Annotated in this window: 15 protein-coding genes and 2 pseudogenes; 8 read left to right on the top strand and 9 right to left on the bottom strand. The window is 66.3% G+C overall.

Annotated features, from left to right (window positions below; translation table 11 throughout):
- Positions 1-568 precede the first annotated feature (568 nt).
- The 6 genes from P5704_002970 (at position 569) to P5704_002945 (ending at position 9123) form a co-directional block, all read left to right on the top strand.
- Positions 569-3052, top strand: a complete 2484-nt coding sequence (locus P5704_002970; protein WOF79479.1) for a TonB-dependent receptor — start codon at positions 569-571, stop codon at positions 3050-3052.
- Positions 3053-3128: 76 nt separating this feature from the next.
- Positions 3129-5045: a phytase gene (locus P5704_002965; GenBank protein WOF79478.1), complete on the top strand. Its 1917-nt coding sequence runs from the start codon at positions 3129-3131 to the stop codon at positions 5043-5045.
- Positions 5046-5114: 69 nt separating this feature from the next.
- Positions 5115-5828 carry a protein TolQ gene (tolQ, locus tag P5704_002960; protein ID WOF79477.1) on the top strand — a complete coding sequence of 238 codons (714 nt, stop codon included), beginning with the start codon at positions 5115-5117 and terminating at the stop codon, positions 5826-5828.
- A 13-nt stretch (positions 5829-5841) separates the two neighbouring features.
- Positions 5842-6303: a protein TolR gene (gene tolR / locus P5704_002955; protein ID WOF79476.1), complete on the top strand. Its 462-nt coding sequence runs from the start codon at positions 5842-5844 to the stop codon at positions 6301-6303.
- Positions 6303-7133: an energy transducer TonB gene (locus tag P5704_002950; GenBank protein WOF81155.1), complete on the top strand. Its 831-nt coding sequence runs from the start codon at positions 6303-6305 to the stop codon at positions 7131-7133. Before tolR ends, P5704_002950 begins: the two co-directional genes overlap by 1 nt.
- Positions 7134-7161: 28 nt before the next feature.
- On the top strand, positions 7162-9123 hold the full coding sequence (locus P5704_002945) for a PhoX family phosphatase (protein ID WOF79475.1): 1962 nt from the start codon (positions 7162-7164) through the stop codon (positions 9121-9123).
- Positions 9124-9145: 22 nt separating this feature from the next.
- Here P5704_002945 and P5704_002940 read toward each other — a convergent pair whose 3' ends face one another.
- Positions 9146-12139: a PAS domain-containing protein gene (locus P5704_002940; protein WOF79474.1), complete on the bottom strand. Its 2994-nt coding sequence runs from the start codon at positions 12137-12139 to the stop codon at positions 9146-9148.
- 207 nt (positions 12140-12346) lie between these two features.
- On the opposite strand from P5704_002940, the gene P5704_002935 reads away from it, so the two are divergent.
- Complete coding sequence (locus P5704_002935; GenBank protein WOF79473.1) at positions 12347-14317, top strand: DEAD/DEAH box helicase; 1971 nt, start codon at positions 12347-12349, stop codon at positions 14315-14317.
- On the opposite strand, the gene P5704_002930 is transcribed toward P5704_002935, so the two are convergent.
- The 5 genes and pseudogenes from P5704_002930 to P5704_002910 form a co-directional block, all read right to left on the bottom strand.
- On the bottom strand, positions 14314-16035 hold the full coding sequence (locus P5704_002930) for a bifunctional protein-serine/threonine kinase/phosphatase (GenBank protein ID WOF79472.1): 1722 nt from the start codon (positions 16033-16035) through the stop codon (positions 14314-14316). The two genes, P5704_002935 and P5704_002930, sit on opposite strands and share 4 nt — an antisense overlap.
- A gap of 59 nt (positions 16036-16094) precedes the next feature.
- Positions 16095-16907, bottom strand: a pseudogene (locus P5704_002925) (formate/nitrite transporter family protein).
- A gap of 66 nt (positions 16908-16973) precedes the next feature.
- Positions 16974-17357: a nitrite reductase small subunit NirD gene (gene nirD, locus P5704_002920; GenBank protein ID WOF79471.1), complete on the bottom strand. Its 384-nt coding sequence runs from the start codon at positions 17355-17357 to the stop codon at positions 16974-16976.
- Positions 17357-19915: a nitrite reductase large subunit NirB gene (gene nirB / locus P5704_002915; GenBank protein ID WOF79470.1), complete on the bottom strand. Its 2559-nt coding sequence runs from the start codon at positions 19913-19915 to the stop codon at positions 17357-17359. The genes nirD and nirB overlap by 1 nt, the downstream gene beginning before the upstream one ends.
- Before the next feature lie 446 nt (positions 19916-20361).
- On the bottom strand, positions 20362-21120 hold the full coding sequence (locus P5704_002910; protein ID WOF79469.1) for an NAD-dependent deacylase: 759 nt from the start codon (positions 21118-21120) through the stop codon (positions 20362-20364).
- Between the two features lie 259 nt (positions 21121-21379).
- Here P5704_002910 and P5704_002905 point away from each other — a divergent pair, with 259 nt between their 5' ends.
- The gene (locus P5704_002905; protein WOF79468.1) at positions 21380-22711 is read left to right on the top strand and encodes a coproporphyrinogen III oxidase; all 1332 of its coding nucleotides are present in this window, start codon (positions 21380-21382) and stop codon (positions 22709-22711) included.
- 56 nt (positions 22712-22767) lie between these two features.
- Here the strand turns inward: P5704_002905 and P5704_002900 are convergent.
- From P5704_002900 to P5704_002890, 3 genes and pseudogenes are all read right to left on the bottom strand, one after another.
- Positions 22768-22935: pseudogene (locus P5704_002900) on the bottom strand (methyl-accepting chemotaxis protein).
- A gap of 113 nt (positions 22936-23048) precedes the next feature.
- Positions 23049-24479 (bottom strand): deoxyribodipyrimidine photo-lyase, encoded by a 1431-nt coding sequence (phrB, locus tag P5704_002895; GenBank protein ID WOF79467.1) that lies wholly within the window; start codon positions 24477-24479, stop codon positions 23049-23051.
- Entirely contained in the window at positions 24476-25411 is a 936-nt protein-coding gene (locus P5704_002890; protein ID WOF79466.1) for a MerR family transcriptional regulator, read from the bottom strand. The genes phrB and P5704_002890 overlap by 4 nt, the downstream gene beginning before the upstream one ends.

Genomic DNA, 25411 nt, shown 5'->3' with positions numbered 1-25411 from the left:
GAGGGTGAACGGAGTCGTCGCGGAGAGGGGCGAGCGGCATGGATGCCGCGAGAGCCGTAAAGGGCCATGGATGGCCCTTGTACGGCGACCCTCGGAGCGACGGCGGAGAGAACGGACCCCGGCGAAGCCGGGGCCGGATGCAGGGGCAAGACTTTTTGGTTCCTTTTGGGGCGATTGCCAAAAGGAACTCGCGCAGCAGCGCGAAACAAAAGTATCGGAACACTCGGAAAAAGGACTGGCGCTCTTCCGTCATCTTGATGGTCGTGCGTCTGGAACAGGCAGCAGCCGAGGCGTGGCAGAACCGATGATTGATTTTTCCAGAGGAGGTGAGAGCCATCAGTAGATGCTTGGGGTAGGCAGAAAATGAAGTGCTCTATCTAGCCGTCTGATTAGCCTATGCACCCCCTGACAACAGGTCATATCAGCTCAATCCCGCTCGCAAAATCCCCGAAAACCCCCTGTTCCAAGCCCTCCCCGAACCTCCTGTCACAGAACCGCCATATCCCCCACCTACCGTCCGCTGCAGTTCCGGGATGCACCCGGCAAACACCGTTCGGGGGAATCGTTCATGAACACATACCGCAGCGGCATTCGCCATGCAGGATTCCGCATCAGCCTGCTGGCCCTGGCTGTCAGCGTCGGTTCGGCCTGGGCCGAGGAGCCGCTGGTCATGGAGCACGTCGAAGTCATCGGCCAGGCGGTCAGCATCGACGAAGCACTGAAGGACCAGCGCAATTCCGACAGCGTGAAGAGCGTGGTGCACGCCGATGGCATCGGCCAGCTGCCGGACGACAACGCCGCCGAGGCGCTGCAGCGCATTCCGGGCATCTCGGTCGAGCGCGACCAGGGCGAGGGGCGCTTCGTCAGCGTGCGCGGCATCGCGCCGGACCTGAACAGCGTCACCATCAACGGCACCCTGGTGCCCTCGCCGGAAAGCGACCGCCGCGCGGTGGCGCTCGACGTGCTGCCCTCGGAGCTGGTGCAGTCGCTGTCGGTGGTCAAGACGCTGACGCCGGACATGGATGCCAACTCCCTGGGCGGCACCATCGAAGTGGAAAGCCTCTCGGCCTTCGACCACGACGGGCTGTTCTACAGCCTCAGCGGCGAAGGCAGCTATGACGACAACGTCGACAGGACCAGCCCGAAATTCTCCGGCGCCATCAGCGACCGCTTCAGCCTGGGCGACGGTGTCGACAACTTCGGCGTCGCCGCGGCCATCAGCTGGCAGGAGCGCGACTTCGGCTCGGACAACGTCGAGACCGGCGGCAAGTGGGATTTCGCCGACGACGGTGCGCGGCTGGAGGAATTCGAGCAGCGCGACTACGAGATCACCCGCGAGCGCACCGGTTTCGGCCTGAACTTCGACTACAAGCCGGACGATGTCAGCAGCTACTACCTGCGCACCCTGTACAGCCGCTTCAAGGACACCGAGACGCGTAACGCCGCCGGTGTCGCCTTCGAGGATTCGCAGCTGCCGGGCGAGACCGGTGACGCCGAGGGCTGGCGCGAGCTGAAGTCCCGCGAGGACACCCAGACCGTGCAGTCCTACGTGTTCGGCGGTGAACGCATGATGGGCCTGTGGACCCTGAGCGGGCAGGCCGGTTACAGCCAGTCGCGCGAGCGCAATCCGGGCGGCATCGCCAGCGCGACCTTCGAGGGCGATTTCGCCGATGCCGGTTTCTCCAGCAGCCGCAAGCCGCGTCTGACGGTCGATTCGTCCTTCTACGACCCGGCATCCTTCGCGTTGGATGAAGTGGAATGGGAGAAAAGCGACACCCGCGACCGCGAGAAGAACATCCGCCTGGACCTGGCGCGCGAGTACGACATCCAGGGTTATGCCGCGCAGGCCAAGTTCGGCGGCAAGCTCAGCCGCCGGCACAAGGACAACGATAACGAGGTCTGGAAATACGACGATTTCGACGATCTGACCCTGGCCGATTTCCGGGGCGGCAACGTCGACTACGCGCTCGGCCGCTTCGGCCCAGGCATCAGCGCCTCGGCCATCGAGGGCGCGATTGGCGGTCTGGATGCCAGCGAGTTCTACGACGAGGAGGAGTCGCGCATCAATGACTTCGACATGCACGAGGACATCAACGCCGCATACCTGATGAACACGCTGGATATCGACCGCTGGCGCGTCATCGCCGGCCTGCGCTACGAAGGCACGCGCTTTCGCGCCAAGGGCACCGGCCTGCGCGACGGTCAGTTCGAGTCCATCTCCAGCAGCAACGACTACCACCATTGGCTGCCCGGCCTGCACCTGCGCTACCAGCTGACCGACGACACCATGATCCGTGCCGCCTGGACCAACAGCGTGGTGCGCCCGACCTTCGGCCAGCTGGCACCCGGTTTCGTCATCGACGGTGACGACGCCGAGTTCGGCAATCCCGATCTCAAGGCGCTGGAATCGATCAACTACGACCTCGGCATCGAGCACTACATGGGCCGCGCCGGCGTGGTGTCTGCCTATCTGTTCTACAAGGACATCGACAACTTCATCTACAACACCGATCTGGCCGGCACCGGCCAGTGGGCTGGGTTCGACGAAGCGCTGAGCTTCCAGAACGGCAGCAGTGCCAAACTCTATGGCCTGGAACTGGCCTACTCGCAGAAGCTCGACTGGCTGCCGGCCCCGTGGAATGGCCTGCTGCTGGGCGCCAACGCCACCTTCAGCCAGTCCGACGCGGACATCGAGGGGCAGGGCATGCAGCGCAGCGTCGACCTGCCGAACCACTCCGATACGGTCGGCAACCTGATGCTCGGCTGGGAGAACGACCGGCTCAACCTGCGCCTGGCTGCCAACTACAAGTCCGACTACCTGTACGAGGTAGCCGGTATCGACGACGAGGCGCACGACCTCTACGTCGACGACCAGCTGTTCGTTGACTTCAAGGCCGGCTACTTCATCACGCCGAGCCTGCAGCTGACCTTCGAGGCGCTGAACCTGACGGACGAGACCTACTACGTCTACAGCGGCCGCCACGCCTACAACGCCCAGTACGAAGAGTACGGCCCGACCTACAAGCTCGGCCTGACCCTGACCCACTTCTGACCCCTATGCCGCTCCGGTGCCCGCCGTTCCCCTTTACGGCCGGGCGCCGGCCCGCGGCAGCCTGAATGGATACACCATGAACGCATTACCCAAAACCCTGTTGCTCGGCCTGTGCATCGCATTGGCGGCCTGCCAGTCCACGCAACCAGATACCCCGGCGAAGTCGGCCCAGCTGAACATCAGCCAACCGCTGCTGGCCAGCCTCGAGTACGCCCAGCTGGTAAACGGCGACGCCCCCTGGGCCGGCGCCGACCGTGTGCAGGTCGATGACCAGGGCCTGCGCCTGCTGGACAAGACCGGCAATACGCTGGCCCAGCACGCCGGGCGCTTCGAAGGGCTGGACCATCGCGTCGACCGCCAGGGCCTGCTGCTGGCCACGGTCGAGCGCAAGCGCCAGCAGGCGATGCTGATCGGCCTGAATGCCGCGCGTGCCTGGAGCCAGCCGCTGTATCTGCCGCGCACCGCGTTCGCCATCGAGGGGCTGTGCCTGTACCGCGACAGCGCGCGCAACGACTTCCTGTTCCTGCTCGGCGAGGAGGGTGTCGGCGAGCAGTGGCTGGTCGGCAGCCAGGGCCGCCTGCTCGGTGAAGCACGGCGCGTGCGCGGGCTCAGCCTGCCGCCGCAGAGCGCCTTCTGCCAGACCGATGACAGGGCCGGGCAGCTCTATGTCAACGAGGAGAACGTCGGCTTCTGGCGCTACCCCGCCGACGCCGAGGCGCCGTTGCAGCGCGAGCCGGTCGATCTGCGCCAGCCATTCGGCAGCCTGGCCCATGCCGCAGCGGGCATGACCCTGGTACCGGGCGGACTGCTGGCGCTCGATTCCGAAGCCTCGGTGCTGCATCTGTACCGGCAGAACGAAGCCGGCTGGCAAGCCGATGAGGTCATCGCACTGGACGGTTTCGACGAACCGGAGCGCATCAGCGCCCGCCGCAGTGCCGAGGGCGTCGAGCTGCTGCTGGCGGACGAACGTGGCCTGCAGTCGGCCCGTCTGGACTGGCAGCCGACCGCGGTGTCGCAACCCGAGCCGATCGTCAGCCTGCCGGCCGCGGTGGAAACCGGCCCGGTGCCGAGCCTGGGTGATGCCGCCGATGATCCGGCGATCTGGGTCCATCCGCGCGATCCGGCGCAGAGCCGCGTGCTCGGCACCGACAAGAAGGGCGGCCTGGTGGTGTACGACCTCGACGGCCGTCAGGTGCAGGACCTGCGCGTCGGCCGGCTGAACAACGTCGATGTGCGCAACGGCTTCCGCCTCGGCAGCAAGCGCGTGGACCTGGCCGTGGCAAGCAATCGCGATCACAACAGCCTGCACCTGTTCGCCATCGACCGGGCGAGCGGCGTGCTCAGCGATGTCGGCGAGGTCGCCACGCCGTTGAGCGAAATCTATGGCCTGTGCATGTTCCAGGATCGCCAGGGCACTACCTACGCCATCGCCAACGACAAGGACGGCACCTTCCTGCAGTACCGCCTCGATGGCCGCTCCGGCCAGCCGCGTGGCGAGCTGGTGCGGCGCTTCAAGCTGGGCAGCCAGCCCGAGGGCTGCGTGGCCGACGACCGCAGCGAGCGGCTGTTCGTCGGTGAAGAGGACGTCGCGGTCTGGGTGGTCGATGCCCGCGCCGATGTGCCAGCGGTGCCGGAGCAGGTCATCGGCGTCGGCGGGCCGGTCTACGACGATATCGAAGGGCTGGCCATCTACCACAGCGAGCATGGCGATTACCTGGTGATTTCCAGCCAGGGCAACGACAGCTATGTGGTGCTCGATGCCCAGGCGCCCTACGCCGTGCGCGGCGCCTTCCGCATCGGCCTGAACGCCGAACGTGGCATCGACGGCGCGTCCGAGACCGATGGGCTGGAAGTCACCTCGGCCAACCTCGGCGGCATCTGGAACCGCGGAATGCTGGTGGTGCAGGACGGCCGCAAGCGCATGCCCGAGGGCACGCAGAACTACAAGTACCTGCCCTGGTCGGCGATCGCCGATGCGCTGGGGCTGGACTGACGTCATCGCCCGCTAACCGACCCGCCATCCAATAGCAGCTGCCCCAGTCGGGGCAGGAGGAAACGATTCATGCAAACGACTCTCGAGCACATGTCCATCTGGGGTTTGATCAGCGAAGCCAGCCTCGTGGTCCAGGCGGTGATGATGATTCTGGTCCTGGCCTCGGTTTCGAGCTGGTACCTGATCATCCGTCGCAGTGTGGCGTTGCGCAGCGCCGAACGGCTGCAGCGCGGCTTCCTGCAGCGCTTCCGACAGGGCGGCGATCTCGCCCAGCTCTATCGCGAAGGCCAGGCGCAGCCGTTGCCGGACGAGGCCGCGCTGCAGCGCATCTTTCTCGCCGGTTACGGCGAATTCGCCCAGCTGCAACGCCAGCCGGGGATCGCGCCGGATGTGGTGGCGCAGGGTGTCGAGCGCAGCCTCTACGTGGCCGTCGCCGAGCAGGAGGAGCGTCTGGAAAAGGGCCTGCAGTTTCTCGCGACCGTGGGTTCGGTGAGCCCCTATATCGGCCTGTTCGGCACCGTGTGGGGAATCATGAACTCCTTCCTCGGCCTGTCGCAGGTGCAGCAGGCGACGCTCTCGACCGTCGCACCGGGCATCGCCGAAGCGCTGATCGCAACGGCCATCGGCCTGTTCGCGGCGATTCCCGCGGTGATGGCCTACAACCGCTTCGCTGCCCGTGGGCAGACGCTGGTCGGCCGTTACTACGCCTTCGGCAACGAGCTACAGGCGCGCCTGCATCGGCGCCTGCATGCGGCTTCGCCTAACGTCGCCGCAGCCGCCTGAGGAGGACGCCTTCATGCTGGTCAAACCACAGCACAAACACGGGCCCAAGGCGGAAATGAACGTGGTGCCCTACATCGACGTGATGCTGGTGCTGCTGGTGATCTTCATGGTCACCGCGCCGATGCTGGTGCAGGGCGTCAAGATCGAGCTGCCCAAGGTCGCAGCCGAAGCGCTGCCGGTGGAGAACGAGCGGCAGATCCTCACGCTCTCGGTAAAGGCCGATGGCGGCTTCTACTGGAACCTGGGCAGCGAGCTGGACATCGACAACCAGACCGACAGCGCCGTCGACCTTGCTGAGCTGCAGGCCAAGGTCGGCGCGATCATCGCCGAGCGCGGCGACACCCAGGTTTATGTCCGTGCCGACGAGGCGGCGGACTACGGTCGCGTGGTTGCCGGTATCGCCGAGCTGCAGCGCGGCGGGGTGGTCAACCTGGGGCTGATCACCGAGGCGCCGGCCGGAGCCGGGCAGCCGTGATGATGACCTTCAGCACGCCCGCCGCGCATGGCAGCGAAGTTGTCCCGCGACAGTGGATCGGTCCGGCCGGGGCTGCATTGCTGACCCTCGGGATGCACGCTGGACTGTTCGCGCTGTTGCTCGACAGCTGGTCGCCAGCGCTGGAAATGCCGGTCGCCACCCAGGTGATGCAGACCCAGTTGGTCAGCCTGCCGCCGCCGGCGCCAACCGAGAGCGCAGTGCCGGTCGAACCGCCCGTCGAGCCCGCGGTCGAACCGCCGCCGCGTGAGCCACAGGTCGATACCCACGCCCAGCAGCAGCGACTCGAGCAGGCCGAGCTGGCCTTCAAGCGCGCCGAAGAGGAGCGCAAGGCCGAGCAGCTGAAGCAGCAGCGCGAGCAGTTGGAACGCCAGCGCGAACAGCAGCGTCAGCGCGACGAGCAACGCCGCCAGGAACAGGCACAGGAGCGGGAACGGATGGCTCAGGAAGAGGCACGGTTGCAGGCGGCGCGCGAAGCCGAGGCAACGGCACGCGCCGAAGCGGCTGAGCGCGCACGACAGGCTGCTGCGGCCGAAGCGGCCAGCCGGCAATACCTGCCGATTGCCAAGAAGCCGCCGGTCTATCCGCAACGGGCGCTGGACGCCGGGCTTCAGGGTTCCTGCACGGTCAGCTACACGGTCGATGTGCAGGGTCACGTGCGCTCGCCCGAAGTGGTCGGCGACTGCCATCCGCTGTTCATCCGCCCATCACTCACCGCCGCCAAGAGCTTTCGCTACCAGCCGCGCATCGTCGATGGCCGTGCGGTTGCCGTGCCCGACGTAAAGAACACCTTCCATTACCGCATCGAATGATGCCGTTACGACTCAGGAACCGTTTTCGATGAAACAGGATTTCACCGATTTTCACGCGAGCGTGGGCGCTCATGACGACCAACCGGTCAATCCGAGCGGCAACGTGCCGCTGCAGCAGGCGATCGATCACCGCCGGCGCGGGCTGCTCAAGGGTGGGCTCGGCCTGGCCGGCATCGCCTTTCTCGGCGGCGGGATGGCCGGCGCGCGAGCCGCGACCCGGGGCGATTCGCTGCTCGGCTTCGAAGGTATCCCGACCCAGCTCGACCCGCATTTCGACCGTGTCGAGGTGGCGCCGGGCTACAGCGCCCGGGTGTTCTTCTCCTGGGGCGATCGGGTGCATGCCGACGCACCCGAGTGGCAGCCGAATGCCAGCGACGATTGGCAAGCCCAGCTCAAACAGGCCGGCGACAACCACGACGGCATGCATTTCTTCCCGTTCCCCGACGCGCCCGACAGCCGTGGTCTCTTGGCCATCAACCACGAATACGTCAACCCGACGCTGCATCCCGACGGCATTACCGTGGTCGACGGCCGGCGCCCGCTGGAGCAGGTGCGCAAGGAGCAGGCGGCCCACGGGTTGAGCGTCATCGAGGTGCGCAAGGATGCGCAGGGCGAATGGCAGCGGGTGATGGATTCACCCTACAACCGCCGCATTTCCGGCATGACGCCGATGGCCATATCCGGGCCGCTGGCTGGCCATGCAGCGATGCAGACCATGGACGACCCGGAAGGAAGAACGGTGCTCGGCACGCTGAACAACTGCTCCAGCGGCTTTACGCCCTGGGGCACCTATCTGGTCTGCGAGGAGAACTGGCACAACTACTTCGTCAACCACGACGCCGACGACCTTGCCGCGCGCATCTCGCACAACCGCTACGGCATCGCCGGCAGCGGCATGAGCAAGCTCTACGGCTGGGGTACGGTCGATCCGCGTTTCGATGCCACGCCGCAGGCAGGCCAACCCCATGGCGGCTTCGTCAACGAGCCGCACCGGTTCGGCTGGGTGGTGGAGGTCGATCCGTTCGATCCGCAGAGCACGCCGGTCAAGCGCACCGCCTTCGGCCGCTACTGCCGCGAGTGTTCGGTGCTGTCGCTGGGCGAGGACGGGCGCATGGCGTTCTACTCGGGCGACGACACCAAGGGCGAGTACGTCTACAAGTTCGTTCCCAGCGGCCGCTACGTGCCCGGTGCGGACGCGGCCAACCGCCGCTTGCTGGATGAGGGCACCTTGTATGTCGCGCGTTTCGATGCCGACGGCAGTGGCCAGTGGCTGGCGCTGGTGCACGGCGAGCATGGCCTGACCGCGGAAAACGGCTTCCCCAGCCAGGCCGAGGTGCTGCTCAACGCCCGCGCCGCCGCCGACCGTGCTGGCGCGACGCCGATGGACCGGCCGGAGTGGGTCGCAGTGCATCCCGATAGCCGCGAGGTCTACGTCACCCTGACCAACAATGACGGGCGCGGCAGCAAGCAGCCGCTGGACAAGGCCAACCCGCGACCGAACAACCTGCACGGACAGATCCTGCGCTGGCAGGAGGAGGGCGGCGACCCCGCGGCGACGCGTTTCCAGTGGGAAGTCTTCCTGCTCGCCGGCGAACGCCGTGGTGCGCGAGATGCCCAGAGCCGGCCGGTTGCCGCCAACCTGATCGGCACCATCGACGGCGACTGTTTTTCCTCGCCGGACGGGCTGGCCTTCGATCGTGACGGGCGCTTGTGGATCGAAACCGATTTCGACGATGACGAATCGGTGATGCAGGCCATGGGCACAAATCAGCTGCTTTGCGCCGATCCGAGAACGCGCGAGGTGCGGCGCTTCCTGGTCGGGCCGCGGGGTTGCGAGATCACCGGTATCACCTGGAGCCCGGACTACCGCGCCATGTGGATCAACGTGCAGCACCCGGGGCTGAGCTTTCCGGCCAGCGACGGCCAGTCACGCCCGCGCTCATCCACCGTGCTGATCACCAAGAACGACGGCGGCGTGATCGGCAGCTGACGATCGTGCCGGCGCCGCCCGTTCAGGAACCGCCACGCAGTTGCTCGATGGCGTCGAGCAGCTGGTCCTCGGTGAAGGGCTTGGCCAGCCGGCGCAACGCTAGCGCCGGTGTGGTGGAGGGCAGTTCGGCGTAGCCGGACACCAGCAGAACCGGCAGCTGCGGGCGCGTTTCCCGCACCACGGCCGCCAGCTGCGCGCCGCTCATCAGCGGCATGGCGTGGTCGGTGATCAGGATGTCGACCTGGTTGACCCGCAGCAGGTCCAGCGCTTCGCCGGCCGAACGTGCGCTGAGCACTCGATGCCCGGCTGCTTCCAGGATGCCGACGGTGCTGAACAGCACCAGCTCATCATCGTCCACCGCCAGCAGTGTCAGCGGCTTCGTCGTGCGCCGGGGGCTTTCATCGGGTGCTGGCGTGGAGACAGGCGCCGATGCAGGCGCGTTATCCGCCGCCAGGGCCGGTAGCCAGATATCGGCGATGGTGCCCGCGCCGGGCGAACTGCGTAGCACCAGACGGCCGCCGGATTGCTCGGCCAGCCCATGGACCATGGACAGTCCGAGCCCGGTGCCCTTGCCGACACCCTTGGTGGTGAAGAAGGGCTCGACCGCACGCTTGAGGGTCGCTTCATCCATGCCAGTGCCGCTGTCGCTGAGCTCCAGGCGCACGTAGCGTGCGGCGGGCAAGCCGTTCTGCTCCTCGGCCAGGCTCAGTTCTTCGGCGGTGATGCGGATATGGCCGACGCCGGCCATGGCGTCGCGCGCATTGGCGGCGAGGTTGAGCAGGGCGGTTTCCAGCTGGTTGGGATCGGTCTTCACCCGCGCCAGTCGGGTCGGCAGTTCGACCTGCAACTGGATGGTCGGGCCGAGTGAGCTGAGCAGCAGTTCCTTTATGCCTGCGATCAGTTGCGCCAGGTCGATCGGCGTCTTGTGCAGTTCCTGCTTGCGGGCAAAGGTGAGCATGCGCGCGGTGAGCGAAGCGCCGCGCTCGGCACCGGCCCTGGCATTGTCCACCAGGCGCAGCAGCGCGGGGTCGGCGGGCATGCGCCGACGCAGCAGGTCGAGGCTGCCGAGCACGGCCATCAGCAGGTTGTTGAAGTCGTGGGCGATACCGCCGGTGAGGTTGCCCAGCGCCTCCATCTTGTGCAGCTGCTGCAGCGCCTGTTCGGCGTTCACCCGTTCGCTGATGTCCAGCGCCTCGGGTACCAGGGCGAAGATACTGCCGTCCTCGCCCGTGACCGGGCGTACGGAGAAATCGAAGACGCGCACGCCCTGCGGCATGTTCAGGGTCATGGTCACGCGCTCGGTGGCACCGGCCGCCACCCGCCGCGTCATCTCGCGGACCCTCTCTGGCATGCTGGGTGTCGCGGCGAACCAGGGCGATTCCCAGAATGGCAGGTAGGCCAGTTCGTTGAAGCGGGCGCCTATGCCCGCCAGCGCCGTGGCGTTCACGTAGAGAATCGCGCCGTCCGGCGCGAGCATCGCCATGTACAGGTGCGAGGTTTCCAGCACCGCACGAATGTTCGCCTCGCTGCGGGCCAACGCCGCGGTGCGCTCGGCGACCTTGGCTTCCAGCTGTTCCAGAAAGCACTGCTCGCGTTGCCTGACTGCCGCAGCAGAGCGCACACGCTCGATGTGCGCCCAGGAGCGATCGGTGACTTCTCTGAGCAGGGCGAGCTCGCAGGCGCTCCATACGCGAGGCACGCGGTCATGAATGGCCATCAGCGCGGTCAGCCGGCCCTCCTTGACCAGCGGCAGGCAGATGGTGGCGGCGATATCCAGTTGCTTGAAGGTCGCCGCGTCGGCGGCGGGCAGGCGGGCAAGGTGATCGTCGACGATGAAGGCTTCGCCGGCGCGCAGCTTCTGTACCGCCAGACTGCCGAACGCGGCGAGCTGGTAATGGCCGACGATGCTCATGCAGCCCGGCGCCGACCAGTCGCCACGGATGGTGAAGCTGTCCTGGTCGGGCTCCATGTCGGCGTAGGCGCAGCTGGACAGCCCCAGATGCTCGCCGAGCATGCGTGTGGTGGTGGCCAGGATGGCGTCGGCATCGACGCTGCGGGCGGTTTCCTTGGCCAGTGCGTCGAGGAAACGCAGGCGTTGTTCGTTTTCGCGCAGGGCCTGTTCGGCGTCGGTGCGCTCGGTGACGTCATGACCTTCGACGAAAATGCCGCAGACATCGCCATTCGCATCGGCCACCGGCTGGAAGACGAAATCCAGCAGGCGCTCTTCCTCGGCCTCTCCCTGGATGCGCTGCAGCCCGACGCGAATACCGGTGCCGACAAAGGCCATGCCGCTGCGATAGACCCGGTCGAGAATATCGATGAAGCCCTGACGCTCGACCTCCGGCAGCGCCTCGCGCACCGGCTTGCCGATGACGTCGCGCTCGCCCACCACCCGCAGATAGGCCGGGTTGACCATTTCGAAGACGTGTTCGGGGCCGCGCAGCATCGCCATCAGTCCGGGTGCCTGTTCAAACATCTGTTGCAGGCGTACCTGCTGGCCTTGCAGTTCGCGTTCGGCCATTACCCGCTCGGTGGTTTCCACCACCAGGGCAATCACGCCGGCCGGCTGCGCCTGATCGTCGAACACCGGCGAATAGTCCAGATTCATCCACGCGTGCTCGGGGCGGCCGTTGCGGTACAGCACCAGTTCCTGATCCTTGTACGACAGCGTGCCGCCAGCCAGGACGACCTTCATCACGTTGTCGTTGAACTCGGCGACTTCCGGCCAGCCCTCGCGTACTTCAGAACCGAGCAACTGCGGATGTCGGCTGCCGGCGAGCTCTGAATAGGCGTCGTTGTAGATCATGGCGCCGCGCTCGCCCCAGAGCAGCGCGATGGGCGTCGGCGAAAGCAGCAGCATGGCCGTGACGGTCTTCAGGCTCGACGGCCATTCCGCCAGCGGTCCCAGCGCCGTCTGCGACCAGTCGAAGCGGCGAATCAGTGCGCCGAGCGCGCCGCCGGCGGGGAGGAATGCGTGGTTCGAGTCGTCAGGCGAGAGGTGTGCTGCTGGGTCCATCAGTAGCGATCCGTATCCGGTGTGAAGACAGGGCAGGGCTGTACAGGCGAGAGCTGGTTCAGCTCGGACAACCGATTGCCCGGGAAGTCGTGCCGGCGAGGCAGGAGGTTGATGGTGCCATTCGCTGCAGTTCGTCCTTGCAGCGGCCAGGGTACAGGGGAAAACCCGTACCATATCAACGATATGCAATGCTCACGGTGATTTCCGATGCTTTCTGCCGTCAAGCGCTACAGGGCCCTGGTCGCCGGGGTGCTGCAGCGCTGTTTTCCACGTACCTCGGCCCATCTGCGCGAAGAGGACGAGCTGTTGTTTCGTCGCTGGGGCAGTGCGCCCGGCAAGACGAACAAGGCTGCGGCCGCCAAGCGCAAGGGCAAACCTGCAGCCAAGGCCAAGCCGAAGAGCAAGTCGGAGGGGCCGGCTCGCGCTGCCGGCAAGCCGCGGGGGACGGCAGCGCAGGGGATCTACGCAGCGGCACAACTGAAGGTGGATGACGCCAAGGTTCAGGCGATGCGAGACCGCGTCGAGCAGGCGGTGGTCGCGGGTATCATCAGCGCGCCGTCGGACGAGCAATGGGCGATGATCCTCAGCCGCAGCCCGGTGACGCGGATCTTCGCCGGTGCCGGCTCCGGCAAATCCACCACCTTGTTGCTGCGCGTGGTGTTCATGCTCTGCCACATGGGCGTCGAGCCTGGGCGGCTGACAGTCATTTCCTTTACCAATGCCTCCTGCGCGCAGCTGCGCGAACAGCTGGTGCGGGTGCTTGGCTTCTGGCAGGTGCCGTTCGATGCGCAGCAGGCGCGCCAGTGCGTGCGCACCTTCCATTCGGCCATGGCGCAGCTGGCGCGTGAGGTGCTGGCCCGGCCGGTGTGGTTCGAGCAGTTGGACGACAAGGCCGCCGCGGCCGACGAACCCGATAATCCGCTGGCTTCCGCGCGCCTGCGACCGGCGCAAACGCGTTTGCTCAAACAGGCCTATCAGCAGTGTTACGCCGAGCAGGCGACATTCCGTGAACGGGTGCACCGCCTGCTCGATCTGCCTGAGCCTGCGACCGAAGCCGAGCAGGGCAAGCGCGCTGCACCGAAAGCGCCGGGCGCCACCTTCACCCTGGCCGGCGAGTTCACGCCACTGCCGCTGTACGAGGCCTTCTACGCCCAGGCTGGGTTTATCGAGAGCATCGGCATTCGCATCGACCAGCTGCAAGCGACCAGATTGCAGTGCGCGGCGCGCGAGCGGGATTTCGTCGAAGCGCTGGTGAGCTTTCATGGCTACTTCAGAGCGGCGTTGCGAGAGCAGGGGCTGATGACCTTCAATGAGGCCTTTCAACAACTCACCGAGCGCTTGAGCTCTGGCAAGGATGTGCCGCAGGCCAGTCTTGCGCCGTTCGAGCATCTGCTGATCGATGAATTCCAGGACATCTCCCCGCAGATCGTCCAATGGCTGCAGGCGCTGCATCGCCAGCTGGCGCGACAGAAGGCCAGCCCGAGCCTGATGGCCATCGGTGACGACTGGCAGTCGATCTATGGCTGGCGCGGCAGTTCGCCGGAGTTGTTCATGGACTTCGACAAGTACTTCCCGCGGCGTGGCGCCAAGGGCAGCGAGACGCTGCTGCTGGAAACCAACTACCGCTCCATCGAACCGGTGATTCGCGATGGCGAGGCGGTGCTGGCCGGCGTGCAGTTCAAGCAGGCCAAGACCAGCCGGCCATGCAAGCCGACGCAGCCGGGTGACCACGGGGTAAGGCTGGTCACCGGTTTCGACCTGAACAACGGCCTGCCGAAGCTGATCGAGGCGATCACCGCGCAATGTGCCCATGTGGCCGAACGGCAAAGCCGCGAACGCACCGCGGTGCTGCTGCTCAGCCGGCGCAACGAGCCGCTGCGCACTATTCAGACGCAGCTGGACCGCAAGCTGCCGGTCAAGGCCTACACCATCCACCGTGCCAAGGGATTGCAGGCCGAGGTGGCGATCATCATCGACGACTGCGCCCCGGTGCAGCCGCATCCGCTGCGCAATGCGCTGTATGCCTACTCCGGTTTCTTCCGCAACAGTTATGACCAGGCCATGGCCGATGAAAGCCTGCGCCTGGGCTATGTGGCGATCACCCGCGGCGTCAGCCGGGTGTTCTGGTACACGCGCAAGCCTCAGGGTGCCACGGCACTGTTGCGCCAGCGCGGCTAGCGCAACAGCAGCGCAACGACTGTACCGGCCAGCAGCAGTGACAGGCCTTTCCAGAACAGCAGCGGATTGCGCTCGAGCAGCGGCGGGCGGGCGCGGTTGAGAAACGCCGGGTTGGGCTGGCGCAGCTCGAAGACGAACTCCGACAGCTCGGCATAGCGCCGCGCCGGATCGGGATGCAGCGCCTTGCCCAGCACTTCGTCGATCCACGCCGGGATATCGCGCTGCGCATGGCGCAGCGACTGATAGCACAGGCGTTTCTGCGCTGCGGTGGTGCGTGCCCTGGCGACGTCGGCGCCGTAGGGCAAGCGACCGCTGAGCAGCTGATAGGCGATCACCGCCAGCGAATACTGATCCGAACGCGGCGTGCCGGCCTCGCCGAGGAAGTATTCCGGCGCGGTATAGGCGGCGGTGCCGAGCAGGTTGTCCTGCGTACCCGGCGCATTGCGCTCGGCCAGCCCGGCGACGCGGGTCGAGCCGAAATCGATGATCTTGAGGGTGCCGGTGGCGTCGATCATCAGGTTCTGCGGGCGCAGGTCCTGGTGCAGCATTTCCAGGCGATGGAAGGCGCGCAGGCCGCGGGCGATCTGCTCGACGATGCCGCGCACGGTTTCCAGGTCCGGCTGTGGATGGTCGAGCATCCACTGCGCCAGCGTCTGGCCATCGATGAATTCGCTCACCGTGTACAGGTAGCGGCGCTGCCGTGGCGGCGGGCAGGCCTTGACCACGTGGGGGTTGTCCAGCCGGCGGGCGATCCACTCCTCCAGCAGGAAGCGCTCCAGATAGGCGGGGTCGCCTCGCAGATCCATCGACGGCGTCTTCAGCACCACTTTGGCGCCGCTGGCTTCGTCGACAGCCAGGTGTACGTGGCTGCGGCTGCTGATGTGCAGATCCCGGACGATGCGGTAGCCGTCGAACTGCATGCGCGGTTCCAGCAGCGGCGGCAGCGCCAGTTCGCCGAGTTGTCGCTGTACGTCGTCGACGGCCTGCTCCGGCAGGCTGTCGATGCGTACCAGCTGTGCGGTGAGGTTGTCGTCGCTGCCGTTGGCCAATGCCCGCTCGACGATCCGGCGCGCCACCAGGTCGAGCTCGTCCCCATGCTCGGCAACGAGCTGCGCCACCTCCCGTGCGCCGATGTGCTCGTAGACGCCATCGGTGGCGAGCAGGAACAGATCGCCGACCGCCAGCGGTAGGGTGCGGTAGTCGATCTCCAGGTGCCGGTCGATGCCCAGCGCGCGGCCGAGGTAGCTGGTATCCGCCGACACGCGCACGCGGTGATCTTCGGTCAGCTGTTCCAGGCCGCCGTCGCGCAGTCGATAGATGCGCGCATCGCCGACGTGGAACAGGTGCGCGCTGGCCGACTTGAGCACCAGCGCGCTGAAGGTGCAGACATAGCCGCGGTCGCGGTCATAGCGGTGCGGACTGTGGCGGGTCTGCGCATGCAGCCAAGAGTTGATCGCCACCAGTACCCGTTGCGCCGACTGCTTCACCGACCAGGCGTCGGAGGTGCAGAAGTAGTCGGAAAGAAAGCTCGCCACCGCGGTTTCGCTGGCGACATGGCTGACCTCGCTGCTGCTGATGCCGTCGGCCAGCGCGATGGCGATGCCCTTGCTGACGAGCTGGGCATCGCTGGGCACGCAGGCGCCGTGAAAGTCCTGGTTGGCCGGTTTGCGTCCGCGGTCCGAATGCTGGCCGAGGGAAATGGCGAGTTGGCTGGGCATCTTCATCTGCGCAAAAGCCCCGGCGCGCATGCGAGCCGGGGCCTTCGTTCACTCCAAAGTCAGTAGACGGTGCGCTTGGGGGCGGTGCGCACGTGGGTGGTGTAAAGCGTCAGGCCGGTGAAGGCCAGGCCGCCGACCAGGTTGCCCAGTGCGGTGGGGATCTCGTTCCAGAGCATGTAGTCCATCACCGAGAAGTCGCCGCCCATGATCATCGCCGAGGGGAACAGAAACATGTTCACCACCGAATGCTCGAAGCCCATGAAGAAGAACAGCATGATCGGCATCCACATGGCGATGACCTTGCCGCTGACCGAGGTGGAGATCATCGCGCCGACGACACCCATCGAGACCATCCAGTTGCACAGCATGCCGCGCAGGAAGATGGTCGCCCAGCCGGCTGCGCCGAACTCGGCATAGCCCAGGGTGCGGTCCTCGCCGATGTGCGAAATCTTCTAGCCGATCGGCCCCGGCTCGGTGGAAAAGCCCATGGTGAAGACGAAGGCCATCATGAAGGCCACGGTCAGCGCACCGCCGAAGTTGCCGAGGAAAACCCAGCCCCAGTTGCGCAGCACACCGCCGACGGTTACCCCGGGGCGACGGTCGAGCAGTGCCAGCGGGGTGAGCATGAACACCCCGGTCAGCAGGTCGAACCCCATCAGGTAAAGCATGACGAAGCCCACGGGAAAGAGCATGGCGCCGATCAGCGGTGAACCGGTCTGCACGGTGATGGTCACCGCGAACACCGCGGCGAGGGCGAGGATCGCCCCGGCCATGAAGGCGCGGATCAGGGTGTCGCGAGTGGACATGAATATCTTCGATTCACCGGCGTCCACCATCTTGGTGGCGAACTCCGAAGGGATTATGTAGGACATTGCGTGATGCTCTTGAGTAGTTGGCAGAAGGCTGTTGAGCGAAGGTCTTTAGGGACAGCGCTGAATTCACACGAGGCCGATTTCCACGGCATCGCCATTGAGGCGCACCGGCCATACCCGCAGGCTTTGTTCGGGGTATTCCAGGCAGCTGCCATCGGCCAGGCGGAAGTGCTGCTTGTACAGCGGCGAGGCGATCACCAGCTCGCCCTTGAGGCTGCCGACGATGCCGCGACCGATGACGTTGGCGCCAGACTTGGGGTCGCGGTTGTCGATGGCGAACAGCTGCTCGCCTTCGGCGTTGTCGGGCAGGTGGAACAGCGCCACCTGGGCGCCTTCGTGCCAGGCCACCACACCGGAATTGGCGACCAGATCGGCGCGGCTGCACAGTGCCTGCCAGGCCGCCGGGGCTGCGGAACGGGAGTCGAGACGAACGACGTTGGACTGGCTCATCAGAGCACCTCCTGGGTAAGTGGGATCAGGTGAAGTTCGCTGGCGCGTACCGGCCGACGCTGGCCGCGCTCCTTGACGAAGTGGATGTCCGGGTCGGCGCGCCCGTCGTTGACGAAGGTGCGGAAGCGCTTGAGCTTTTCCGGATCGCTGATGGCGTTGGCCCATTCGCACTGGTAGCTGTCGACCACGTGCTGCATCTGGCTTTCCAGCTCGGCGGCGAGATTCAGGCTGTCGTCGAGGATGACGTCCTTCAGATAGTCCAAGCCGCCTTCCAGGCTCTCGCGCCAGACTGAGGTGCGCTGCAGCTTGTCGGCGGTGCGCACGTAGAACATCAAGACGCGGTCGATGATGCGGATCAGCGTTTCGTCATCGAGATCGGTGGCGAACAGCTCGGCATGTCGCGGGCGCATGCCGCCGTTGCCGCAGATGTAGAGGTTCCAGCCCTTGTCGGTGGCGATCACGCCGATGTCCTTGCTCTGCGCCTCGGCGCATTCGCGGGTACAACCGGATACGGCGAACTTGATCTTGTGCGGCGCACGCAGGCCTTTGTAGCGGTCCTCCAGGCGCAGCGCCATGCCGACGCTGTCCTGCACGCCGTAGCGGCACCAGGTGCTGCCGACGCAGGATTTCACTGTGCGCAGGCTCTTGCCGTAGGCGTGGCCGGTTTCGAAGCCGGCGGCGATCAGCTCGCCCCAGATGTCCGGCAGCTCGTGCAGCTGGGCGCCGAACAGGTCGATGCGCTGGCCGCCGGTGATCTTGGTGTAGAGGTCGTATTTCTTCGCCACCTCGCCGATGGCGATCAGCCCCTCGGGGGTGATCTCACCACCCGGGATGCGCGGTACCACCGAGTAGGTGCCGTTCTTCTGCATGTTGGCCATGAAGGTGTCGTTGGTGTCCTGCAGCGGAATCAGCGCCGGATCGGTGATCGGCTGGTTCCAGCACGAGGCCAGGATCGAACCCACCGTCGGCTTGCAGATGTCGCAGCCGACATGGCCGCGGCCGTGTTTGGCCAGCAGTTCGGCGAAGCTCTGGATGCCCTCGACGCGGACGATGCCGTAAAGCTCCTGACGGGTGTAGGCGAAGTGCTCGCAGAGGCTCTTGTCCACCGCCACGCCGCGCGCCGACAGTTCGGCATCGAACACCAGCTTGAGCAGGGCGTTGCAGCCGCCGCAGCCGGTGGCCGCCTTGGTTGCCGCTTTGAGCTCGCCGAGGTCGGTGACGCCGGCGTCGACCTGGCAGCACACCGCGCCCTTGCTGACGTTGTGGCAGGAGCAAATGGTCGCGCTGGCCGGCAGTGCGTCCGGGCCAAGGGTCGGAGCGCCTTCGGTCTGCGGCAGGATCAGCGCGGACGGATCGGCCGGCAGCTTGATGCCGTTCTGCGCGTACTGCAGCAGGGTGTCGTAGTAGCTGTTGTCACCGACCAGCACTGCGCCGAGCACGCGCTTGCCATCGGCGGACACTACCAGGCGGCGGTAGCTGGCAGTCGCCTCGTCGATGAAGCGGTAGCTGCGCGAGCCCGGCGTGGCGCCGTGGGCATCGCCGATGGAGCCTACATCGACGCCGAGCAGCTTGAGCTTGGTCGACATGTCGGCGCCGTAGAAGGGCTCGTGCGGTTCGCCGGCCAGTTGCGCAGCGACACCGCGTGCCATGCTGTAGCCCGGGGCGACCAGGCCGAACACGCTGCCGTTCCAGCTGGCGCACTCGCCGATGGCGAAGATCGCCGGGTCCGAGGTGCGGCATTCGCTGTCGATAACGATGCCGCCGCGCGGGGCGATCTCCAGCTCCGCGACACGGCCGAGGGCATCTTGCGGGCGGATGCCGGCGGAGAACACGATCAGGTCAGTTTCGAGGAATTCGCCGTCGGTGAAGTTCATCCGCCAGGCGTAGTCTTCGCCGGTAACGATCTCCTGGGTGGCGCGCGACAGGTGCACGCCGACGCCCAGCGCCTCGATGCGAGCCTTCAATGCTGCGCCGCCTTCGGCGTCCAGCTGCACCGGCATCAGGCGCGGGGCGAATTCGACGACATGCGCTTCCAGGCCGAGCGACTTCAGCGCGTTGGCCGCTTCCAGACCGAGCAGACCGCCACCGACCACCACACCGCGCTTGGCGCCGCTGGCGGCCGCACGAATCGCATCAAGGTCGTCGAGGGTGCGGTAGACCAGTCGCGCGCTGCCTTCGGCGCCGGTGATTGGCGGCACGAAGGGGTAGGAGCCGGTGGCCAGGATCAGCTGGTCGTAGGGCTGGCGGCCGGCACTGGTGACGACCTCCTTGCGCTCGCGGTCGATGCCCAGCACCTGAATGCCCAGATGGGTGTAGACGCCGTGGCTGGCGTAGTAGTCGGCCTCGCACATGGCCAGCGACTCGGCATCGCGACCGCCGAAGTATTCGGACAGGTGCACGCGATCGTAGGCACGCTGGCGCTCCTCGCCGAACACATGCAACTCGTAGCGGGTGAGGGCGCCGCGCTCGATCAGCTGTTCGATGCAGTGGTGACCGACCATGCCGTTGCCGACGATGACCAGTTTTTCTTGCGTGAGCGGAGTGACGGTAGAACTCATGGCCTTTCCTCAGTCGAGCTGCTGCGGCACTGGGCCGGCAAAATGCAAAAAGGCGCCTGGAGCTGGTATCAGCTCCAGGCGCCTTTGCCTGGTAATTAGTGGTGTGTGGGGTGGTCGGTCAGGCCCCGTTGCCTGCTACACCCGGTCCCGCGCCTTTTGGCTTGACGGTCGCCGCTGACCGTGTGGGACGTCCTGCCGCGAGTCGGGCAGGTTTGCCAGGGTGATTGCAGGTTGTATGCCAGCTTGTCCGGCAGCGTGCATGTGCGGCTGCCAAGCGCGCGACTGCGCGGTATTGCGGGGTGTTGGTCGCACAGGCGCTGAGCGAATCGGCGTTCGTCGCTGTGGCCGGAACGAGGCAGGCTTGAACCAGAACAGTGCGGCGGTGCGGGCGTGCTCCCTGCTTTGGGGCGACCACGTCTGCGTGGCAAGGAGCAGATTTATCTCTGTCAGCCGCCAAACGCCTCGCGGAGCAATTCCGGCAGTGCCTTGCCGGCGGGCAGCGCAAGCAGGTGTTCGCGGTTGCCGGCAGTCGCCTCGCCTTGCGGGTTGACGTGCACCACGGTGGCTCCGGCGTCGTGCGCCCGGTGTGGCACTTCGGCAGCGGGATAGACCACCCCGGAGGTGCCTACCGACAGTAGCAGATCGCATTCGCCAGCGGCCTGGAACGCGGCATTGAGTGCAGCGACGGGCAGACTCTCGCCGAACCAGACGACGCCGGGGCGCAGCCGTCCGCCGCAATGACTGCAGCGGGGCGGTTCGAGGCGACGGCCGCCTTCGGGCTCGTCGGCGTCAGGCAGCGGCTCGGCAGGCTCGCGTGCGCAGGCGAAGCAGCGCGGTCGGTGCAGGCTGCCGTGCAGGTGGATGACGTCCTGGCTGCCGGCGCGCTCGTGCAGGTCGTCGACGTTCTGCGTGATCAGCGTCAGACGTGGTACTTGGCGCGCCAGTTCGGCGATCGCCAGGTGAGCAGGGTTCGGCTGCGCCTGGAACACGCGCATGCGCCGCCATTCATACCAGCCCCAGACCAGCGCCGGGTCGCGGCGAAACGCTTCGGCTGTGGCCAGCTCGCCCGGATCGAAACGCTCCCATAAACCGGTCAGCGCGTCGCGAAAGGTCGGGATGCCGCTCTCGGCGGAAACGCCGGCACCGGTGAACACGACGACATGGCGGGCCGAGCGCAGGGCGGAAATCAGCGAAGCTGGAATCACGATCGGGCTCCGGGGTATGGAAGAAGGACTATCAATAGCATCGTGTTGCGGGCTTTTCCAAAGCGTCGGCTGGTCGAACGGCGCTTGCGAGTGTCTGTCCCTCAGGCAGTGCATTGTGTTTCGCGTCGGAGTTCTGACCGTCCGGCTGCTCACCGGGGCCATCTGTCACCTACTTGACGGACGTCAACGTCGCCCGCACTGGCTCGCGGATGATGCCGCTTAAAGCAATAAACACGATATTCGCAGCCGGGAGGCTCTCATGCTTGGCTCAGTGACCTGGGACGACGCGCTGGTACAACGCTACGGACAGATCGGGCAGGGGCACTGCACCTATCCGGCTGCGGCCGATTTCAGCGACCGGATCGCCCCGCTGGATCTGCTGCGTGCATTGCGCGAGGGGCGTCGCGCCGGCCGCCCGCTGTCGCTATCCATTCACCAGCCCGGTGGCGTCGAGCTGCAGCCTGGCGAGGCCGCCGCCTATCAGCTGCGCCTGCGTCGCGAGATCGAACAGCTCGGTTGCCATGTCGGGCCGCTGCAGCAGGTCGAGCAGTTGCGGCTGAGCACCGGCACACTGGGCATCGCCGCGTTGCGAGAACTGATGACTCTGCTCAGGAGCCGCTTCAGTTTCGTCGATTCCCGTGCCGGCAGCTTTCTCGCCGAAGTCGAGCTGGCCCATGCCGACTGGCCGCTGATTGGCGCGCTGCATGAGCTCGGCTTCAACCAGCTCAGCGTCGCGGTGCCCGATCTGCGCGCGGACGACGGCGGCACGGTCGAGTACTTCCGCAGTTCGGCGCGCATCCGCGCGGTGATCGAGGCTGCCCATGCGTTGCACTACCGCTCGGTGAATCTGGACCTCGGCTACGGCAGGTCCTGGCAGACGCCGGCCAGCTTCGCACGCAAGCTGGCGTCGATCATCGAGCTGGCGCCGGATCAGGTGACGATGTTCGATTACCGCGACGCGCCGCTGGTCGCTGCCAATCCCGCGCGGCTCGGCCTGGCTTCGCTGGCCGACACGCTGGCGATGTACCGCCACGGTGTCGAGCAGCTCAGCGCCGCCGGCTACCGCTACATCGGGCTGGGCAAGTTCGTCCTGCCTCACGACGACCTGGCGATGGCTCAGGAGATCGGCGCGCTGTACCACGATATCCATGGCTACACCCTGTACGGCGCATGCGATCACCTGGGCTTCGGGGTGGGCGCGATCAGCCGGGTCGATGGCCTTTATTGCCAGAACGCCAGCACCGCGCAGGCCTACCAGCAGGCACTGGACCAGGACCAGCTACCGAGCATCTGCGGTCTGCATGCCAGCCATGTCGATCCGCTGCATCAGACGTTGCTCGAACGTCTGCGCTGCACCTTCACGCTGGATTTCGACGCGCTCACGCTGCACAGCGGCGTGGATGTGCGGCAGCGTTATGCGCGGCACTGGCCCGCGCTGCAGCAACTGCATGCCGACGGGGTGATCGTGCTGGACGCTGACGGGCTGGATATCCCGCCCCACGCCCGGCTGCTGGTGCCGGCAGTGTGCGCGGCCTTCGAGCAACCCAATGCAATGGTGGTCGGTCACTCCGCCGGGCGCCGGCGGCGCTGACCCGAACCGTCGAGCCACTGTACGGTGAGGCGGCCGCTCAGGCTGCCGAGGCGACCGGCCAGCTTGCGCAGCTGACGCTCCTCGTCGGCGACCACGGCTAACCCGCGACCCTGTTCCCCGGCCCGTGGAGCCTCGATGGCGACATCGAGGGCGAGCAGGAGGGCCTGCTCGGTGATGTTGCAGATCTCCTCCGGCACGCGGTCGATCCGTTCCGATTGCCATGCCTCCATGTGCACACCGATGCGCCGTCCCGGCGGGTTGAAGCGCATGCGGTGTTCCAGTTCGCCGGGCAGGCGAGATGGGGCTAACTCGCCGGTGAAACGCTGCAGGAAGCCGCTCATGCATGCGCATCCGGCAGGTTGCGGAAGGCATCCAGCGCCCGCGCCCGGCTGGCGCCGAGGTCGACGATGGGGCTGGGATACTCGGTAACGTCGAACAGGCTGCGGTGCGCCGACGGGTTATGCACGTCGCGCTTGCTCAGGTGCTGCAGCTCGGGCAGCCAGCGGCGCAGGAACTGCCCGTCCGGGTCGAAGCGCTGCGACTGGCTGATCGGGTTGAACAGGCGGAAGTAGGGCACCGAATCCGTGCCGGTGGACGCGCTCCATTGCCAGCCGCCGTTGTTGGCGGCCAGGTCGCCGTCGATCAGGTTACGCATGAACCAGCGCTCGCCCTCACGCCAGTCGATCAGCAGGTTCTTGCTGAGGAACATGGCGACGACCATGCGCAGGCGGTTGTGCATCCAGCCGGTTTCCTGCATCTGACGCATGGCCGCATCGATGATCGGGAACCCGGTACGGCCTTGCTGCCATGCTTCCAGCTCGTCCGGCGCGCGCCGCCATGGCAGCGCCTCGGTTTCCGGGCGGAAGGCGCGATGCATCGACACCCGCGGATAACCGACCAGGATGTGCTTGTAGAACTCGCGCCAGAGCAGTTCGTTGACCCAGGTGGTGGCGCCGGTGCTGCCGCTGTCCAGCTCGCCCTGGTTGTAGCCAAGCGCCGCGTGCAGGCACTGGCGGATGGAAATGACGCCGGTGGCGAGGTAGGCCGACAGCTGACTGGTGCCGGGCTCGGCGGGCAGGTCGCGGCGCTGGTGGTATTCGTTCAGGTCATCCTCGACGAACGCCGCCAGACGGCGCTGGGCGAAGGCTTCGCCGGCCGGCCAGAGCGCGCGCAGATAGTCCGTGGGCCGGGGAAAGCCGGTTACCGCAGCGGGCACCGGATCACTGGCGATACCCAGCGGCGCCTGGGCCGCAGGCACCGGCTCACAGGCTGGCAGCGATACGCTCAGGCGTGCAAGGCAGGCCTTGCGAAACTGGCTGAACACCTTGAAATAGCTGCCCGACTGCGTCTGTACGCTGCCCGGGGTGAACAGCAGCTGGTCGAGATAGCCGCGCACGCGGATGTCGGCCGCTTCCAGGCGAGCCGCCACTGCCTGATCGCGGCGCTGCTCGTTAACGCCGTACTCCTCGTTGTAATGCAGCCGCTGCATGCCGTGCTCGCGGCAGACGTTCAGCAGCGCGTCGGGCACCGCCTGCCAATCATCGACCTCGCGAATCAGCAGCGGGACGTTGAGCGCACCCAGCCGGGTCGACAGCTCGGCGAGGTTGCGCAGCCAGAAATCGACCTTGCATGGGGCATCGTCGTGAGCAAGCCATTGCCTGGGGGTGACCAGATACAGTGCCACCGTTGGGCCGGCAGCCATGGCAGCGGCCAGGGCGGTGTTGTCGCTTGTGCGCAGATCGCTGCGCAACCAGAACAGTTGGGTCATGACGCGCTCCCTTCGCTACCCGGCAGCAGGCCGGCGCCGTGCAGTTGTTGCAGGGCGCCGAGTGGGTCCTCGGCGAGCATCAGCCCGCGATGTCGGTGCAGCTCGGGTGCATGGATATGAACGGCCGGACCGGCCACACAGAGTGGCGCGACGCTTTGCTCGATCAGGCGTGGCAGATCGCGTTGCAGGCAGTTGCCCGGCAGGCTGTTGCTCGCGTAAAGCAACAGGGCGCGGGGCAGGATGCGTTCCATCGCCAGGTTCAGCTCGTTCAGCGGAACCGGCCACTCGATGATCTCGACCGGGCAGTCGGTGCTGGAGACGAGCCAGGCGGTCAGCCACAGGCCCGGCGTGAAGGACTCGTCATCCAGATTGGCGAGTAGCAACGGGCGTCCGGCCTGCTGGCGGTTGTTGAAATAGATGCGGGTTGCCAGCTTGCTGCGCAGCCAGGAATGAACCAGCACCCGCTCCACTGCCGCGCCGTACTGGCCCTGCCAGCGCTGGTCGAGTGCATCGAGCAGCGGATGCAGCAGATGCTGGCAGAGCGTGCGCGGTGGGTACAACGCCATGGCCCGGTTGAAGGCATCGTCCAGGCGGCGTTCGCTGAGACGGTCGATGGCCTGCAGCAACTCTGCGAGCAGCTCGGACCACTGGTTCTGCCTGGGCAGTTCCGGTGGCGTGGTGGTGTCCAGCAGCGGCTTGATCTGGCTGACGGAAACGCCGCGGTTGAGCCAGATGAGGATTTTGCGGATGCGCTGGATGTGCGCGTCTTCGTAGAGTCGATGCCCTTTGGGCGTGCGCAGCGGGACGATCAGCCCGTATCGACGCTCCCAGGCACGCAGGGTCACGGCGTTGACGCCGGTGATGCGTGCTACCTCGCGGATCGGCAGCAGGCCTTCGGCGATCAGCTGCGTCAGCTCCGTTGGTTCATTCAT

This window comes from Pseudomonas sp. FeN3W, assembly GCA_030263805.2.
Taxonomy (GTDB): domain Bacteria; phylum Pseudomonadota; class Gammaproteobacteria; order Pseudomonadales; family Pseudomonadaceae; genus Stutzerimonas; species Stutzerimonas stutzeri_G.
The sequence above is the reverse complement of the archived record's forward strand: the minus strand, read 5'-3'. Positions and strand labels throughout refer to the sequence as shown.

What these genes read in the sequence shown, in the direction of transcription:
- P5704_002970 (WOF79479.1), top strand. Translation starts at nt 569, where the DNA reads ATGAACACATACCGCAGCGGCATTCGCCATGCAGGATTCCGCATCAGC.
- P5704_002965 (WOF79478.1), top strand. Translation starts at nt 3,129, where the DNA reads ATGAACGCATTACCCAAAACCCTGTTGCTCGGCCTGTGCATCGCATTG.
- tolQ (WOF79477.1), top strand. Translation starts at nt 5,115, where the DNA reads ATGCAAACGACTCTCGAGCACATGTCCATCTGGGGTTTGATCAGCGAA.
- tolR (WOF79476.1), top strand. Translation starts at nt 5,842, where the DNA reads ATGCTGGTCAAACCACAGCACAAACACGGGCCCAAGGCGGAAATGAAC.
- P5704_002950 (WOF81155.1), top strand. Translation starts at nt 6,303, where the DNA reads ATGATGACCTTCAGCACGCCCGCCGCGCATGGCAGCGAAGTTGTCCCG.
- P5704_002945 (WOF79475.1), top strand. Translation starts at nt 7,162, where the DNA reads ATGAAACAGGATTTCACCGATTTTCACGCGAGCGTGGGCGCTCATGAC.
- P5704_002940 (WOF79474.1), bottom strand. Translation starts at nt 12,139, where the DNA reads ATGGACCCAGCAGCACACCTCTCGCCTGACGACTCGAACCACGCATTC.
- P5704_002935 (WOF79473.1), top strand. Translation starts at nt 12,347, where the DNA reads ATGCTTTCTGCCGTCAAGCGCTACAGGGCCCTGGTCGCCGGGGTGCTG.
- P5704_002930 (WOF79472.1), bottom strand. Translation starts at nt 16,035, where the DNA reads ATGCCCAGCCAACTCGCCATTTCCCTCGGCCAGCATTCGGACCGCGGA.
- nirD (WOF79471.1), bottom strand. Translation starts at nt 17,357, where the DNA reads ATGAGCCAGTCCAACGTCGTTCGTCTCGACTCCCGTTCCGCAGCCCCG.
- nirB (WOF79470.1), bottom strand. Translation starts at nt 19,915, where the DNA reads ATGAGTTCTACCGTCACTCCGCTCACGCAAGAAAAACTGGTCATCGTC.
- P5704_002905 (WOF79468.1), top strand. Translation starts at nt 21,380, where the DNA reads ATGCTTGGCTCAGTGACCTGGGACGACGCGCTGGTACAACGCTACGGA.
- phrB (WOF79467.1), bottom strand. Translation starts at nt 24,479, where the DNA reads ATGACCCAACTGTTCTGGTTGCGCAGCGATCTGCGCACAAGCGACAAC.
- P5704_002890 (WOF79466.1), bottom strand. Translation starts at nt 25,411, where the DNA reads ATGAATGAACCAACGGAGCTGACGCAGCTGATCGCCGAAGGCCTGCTG.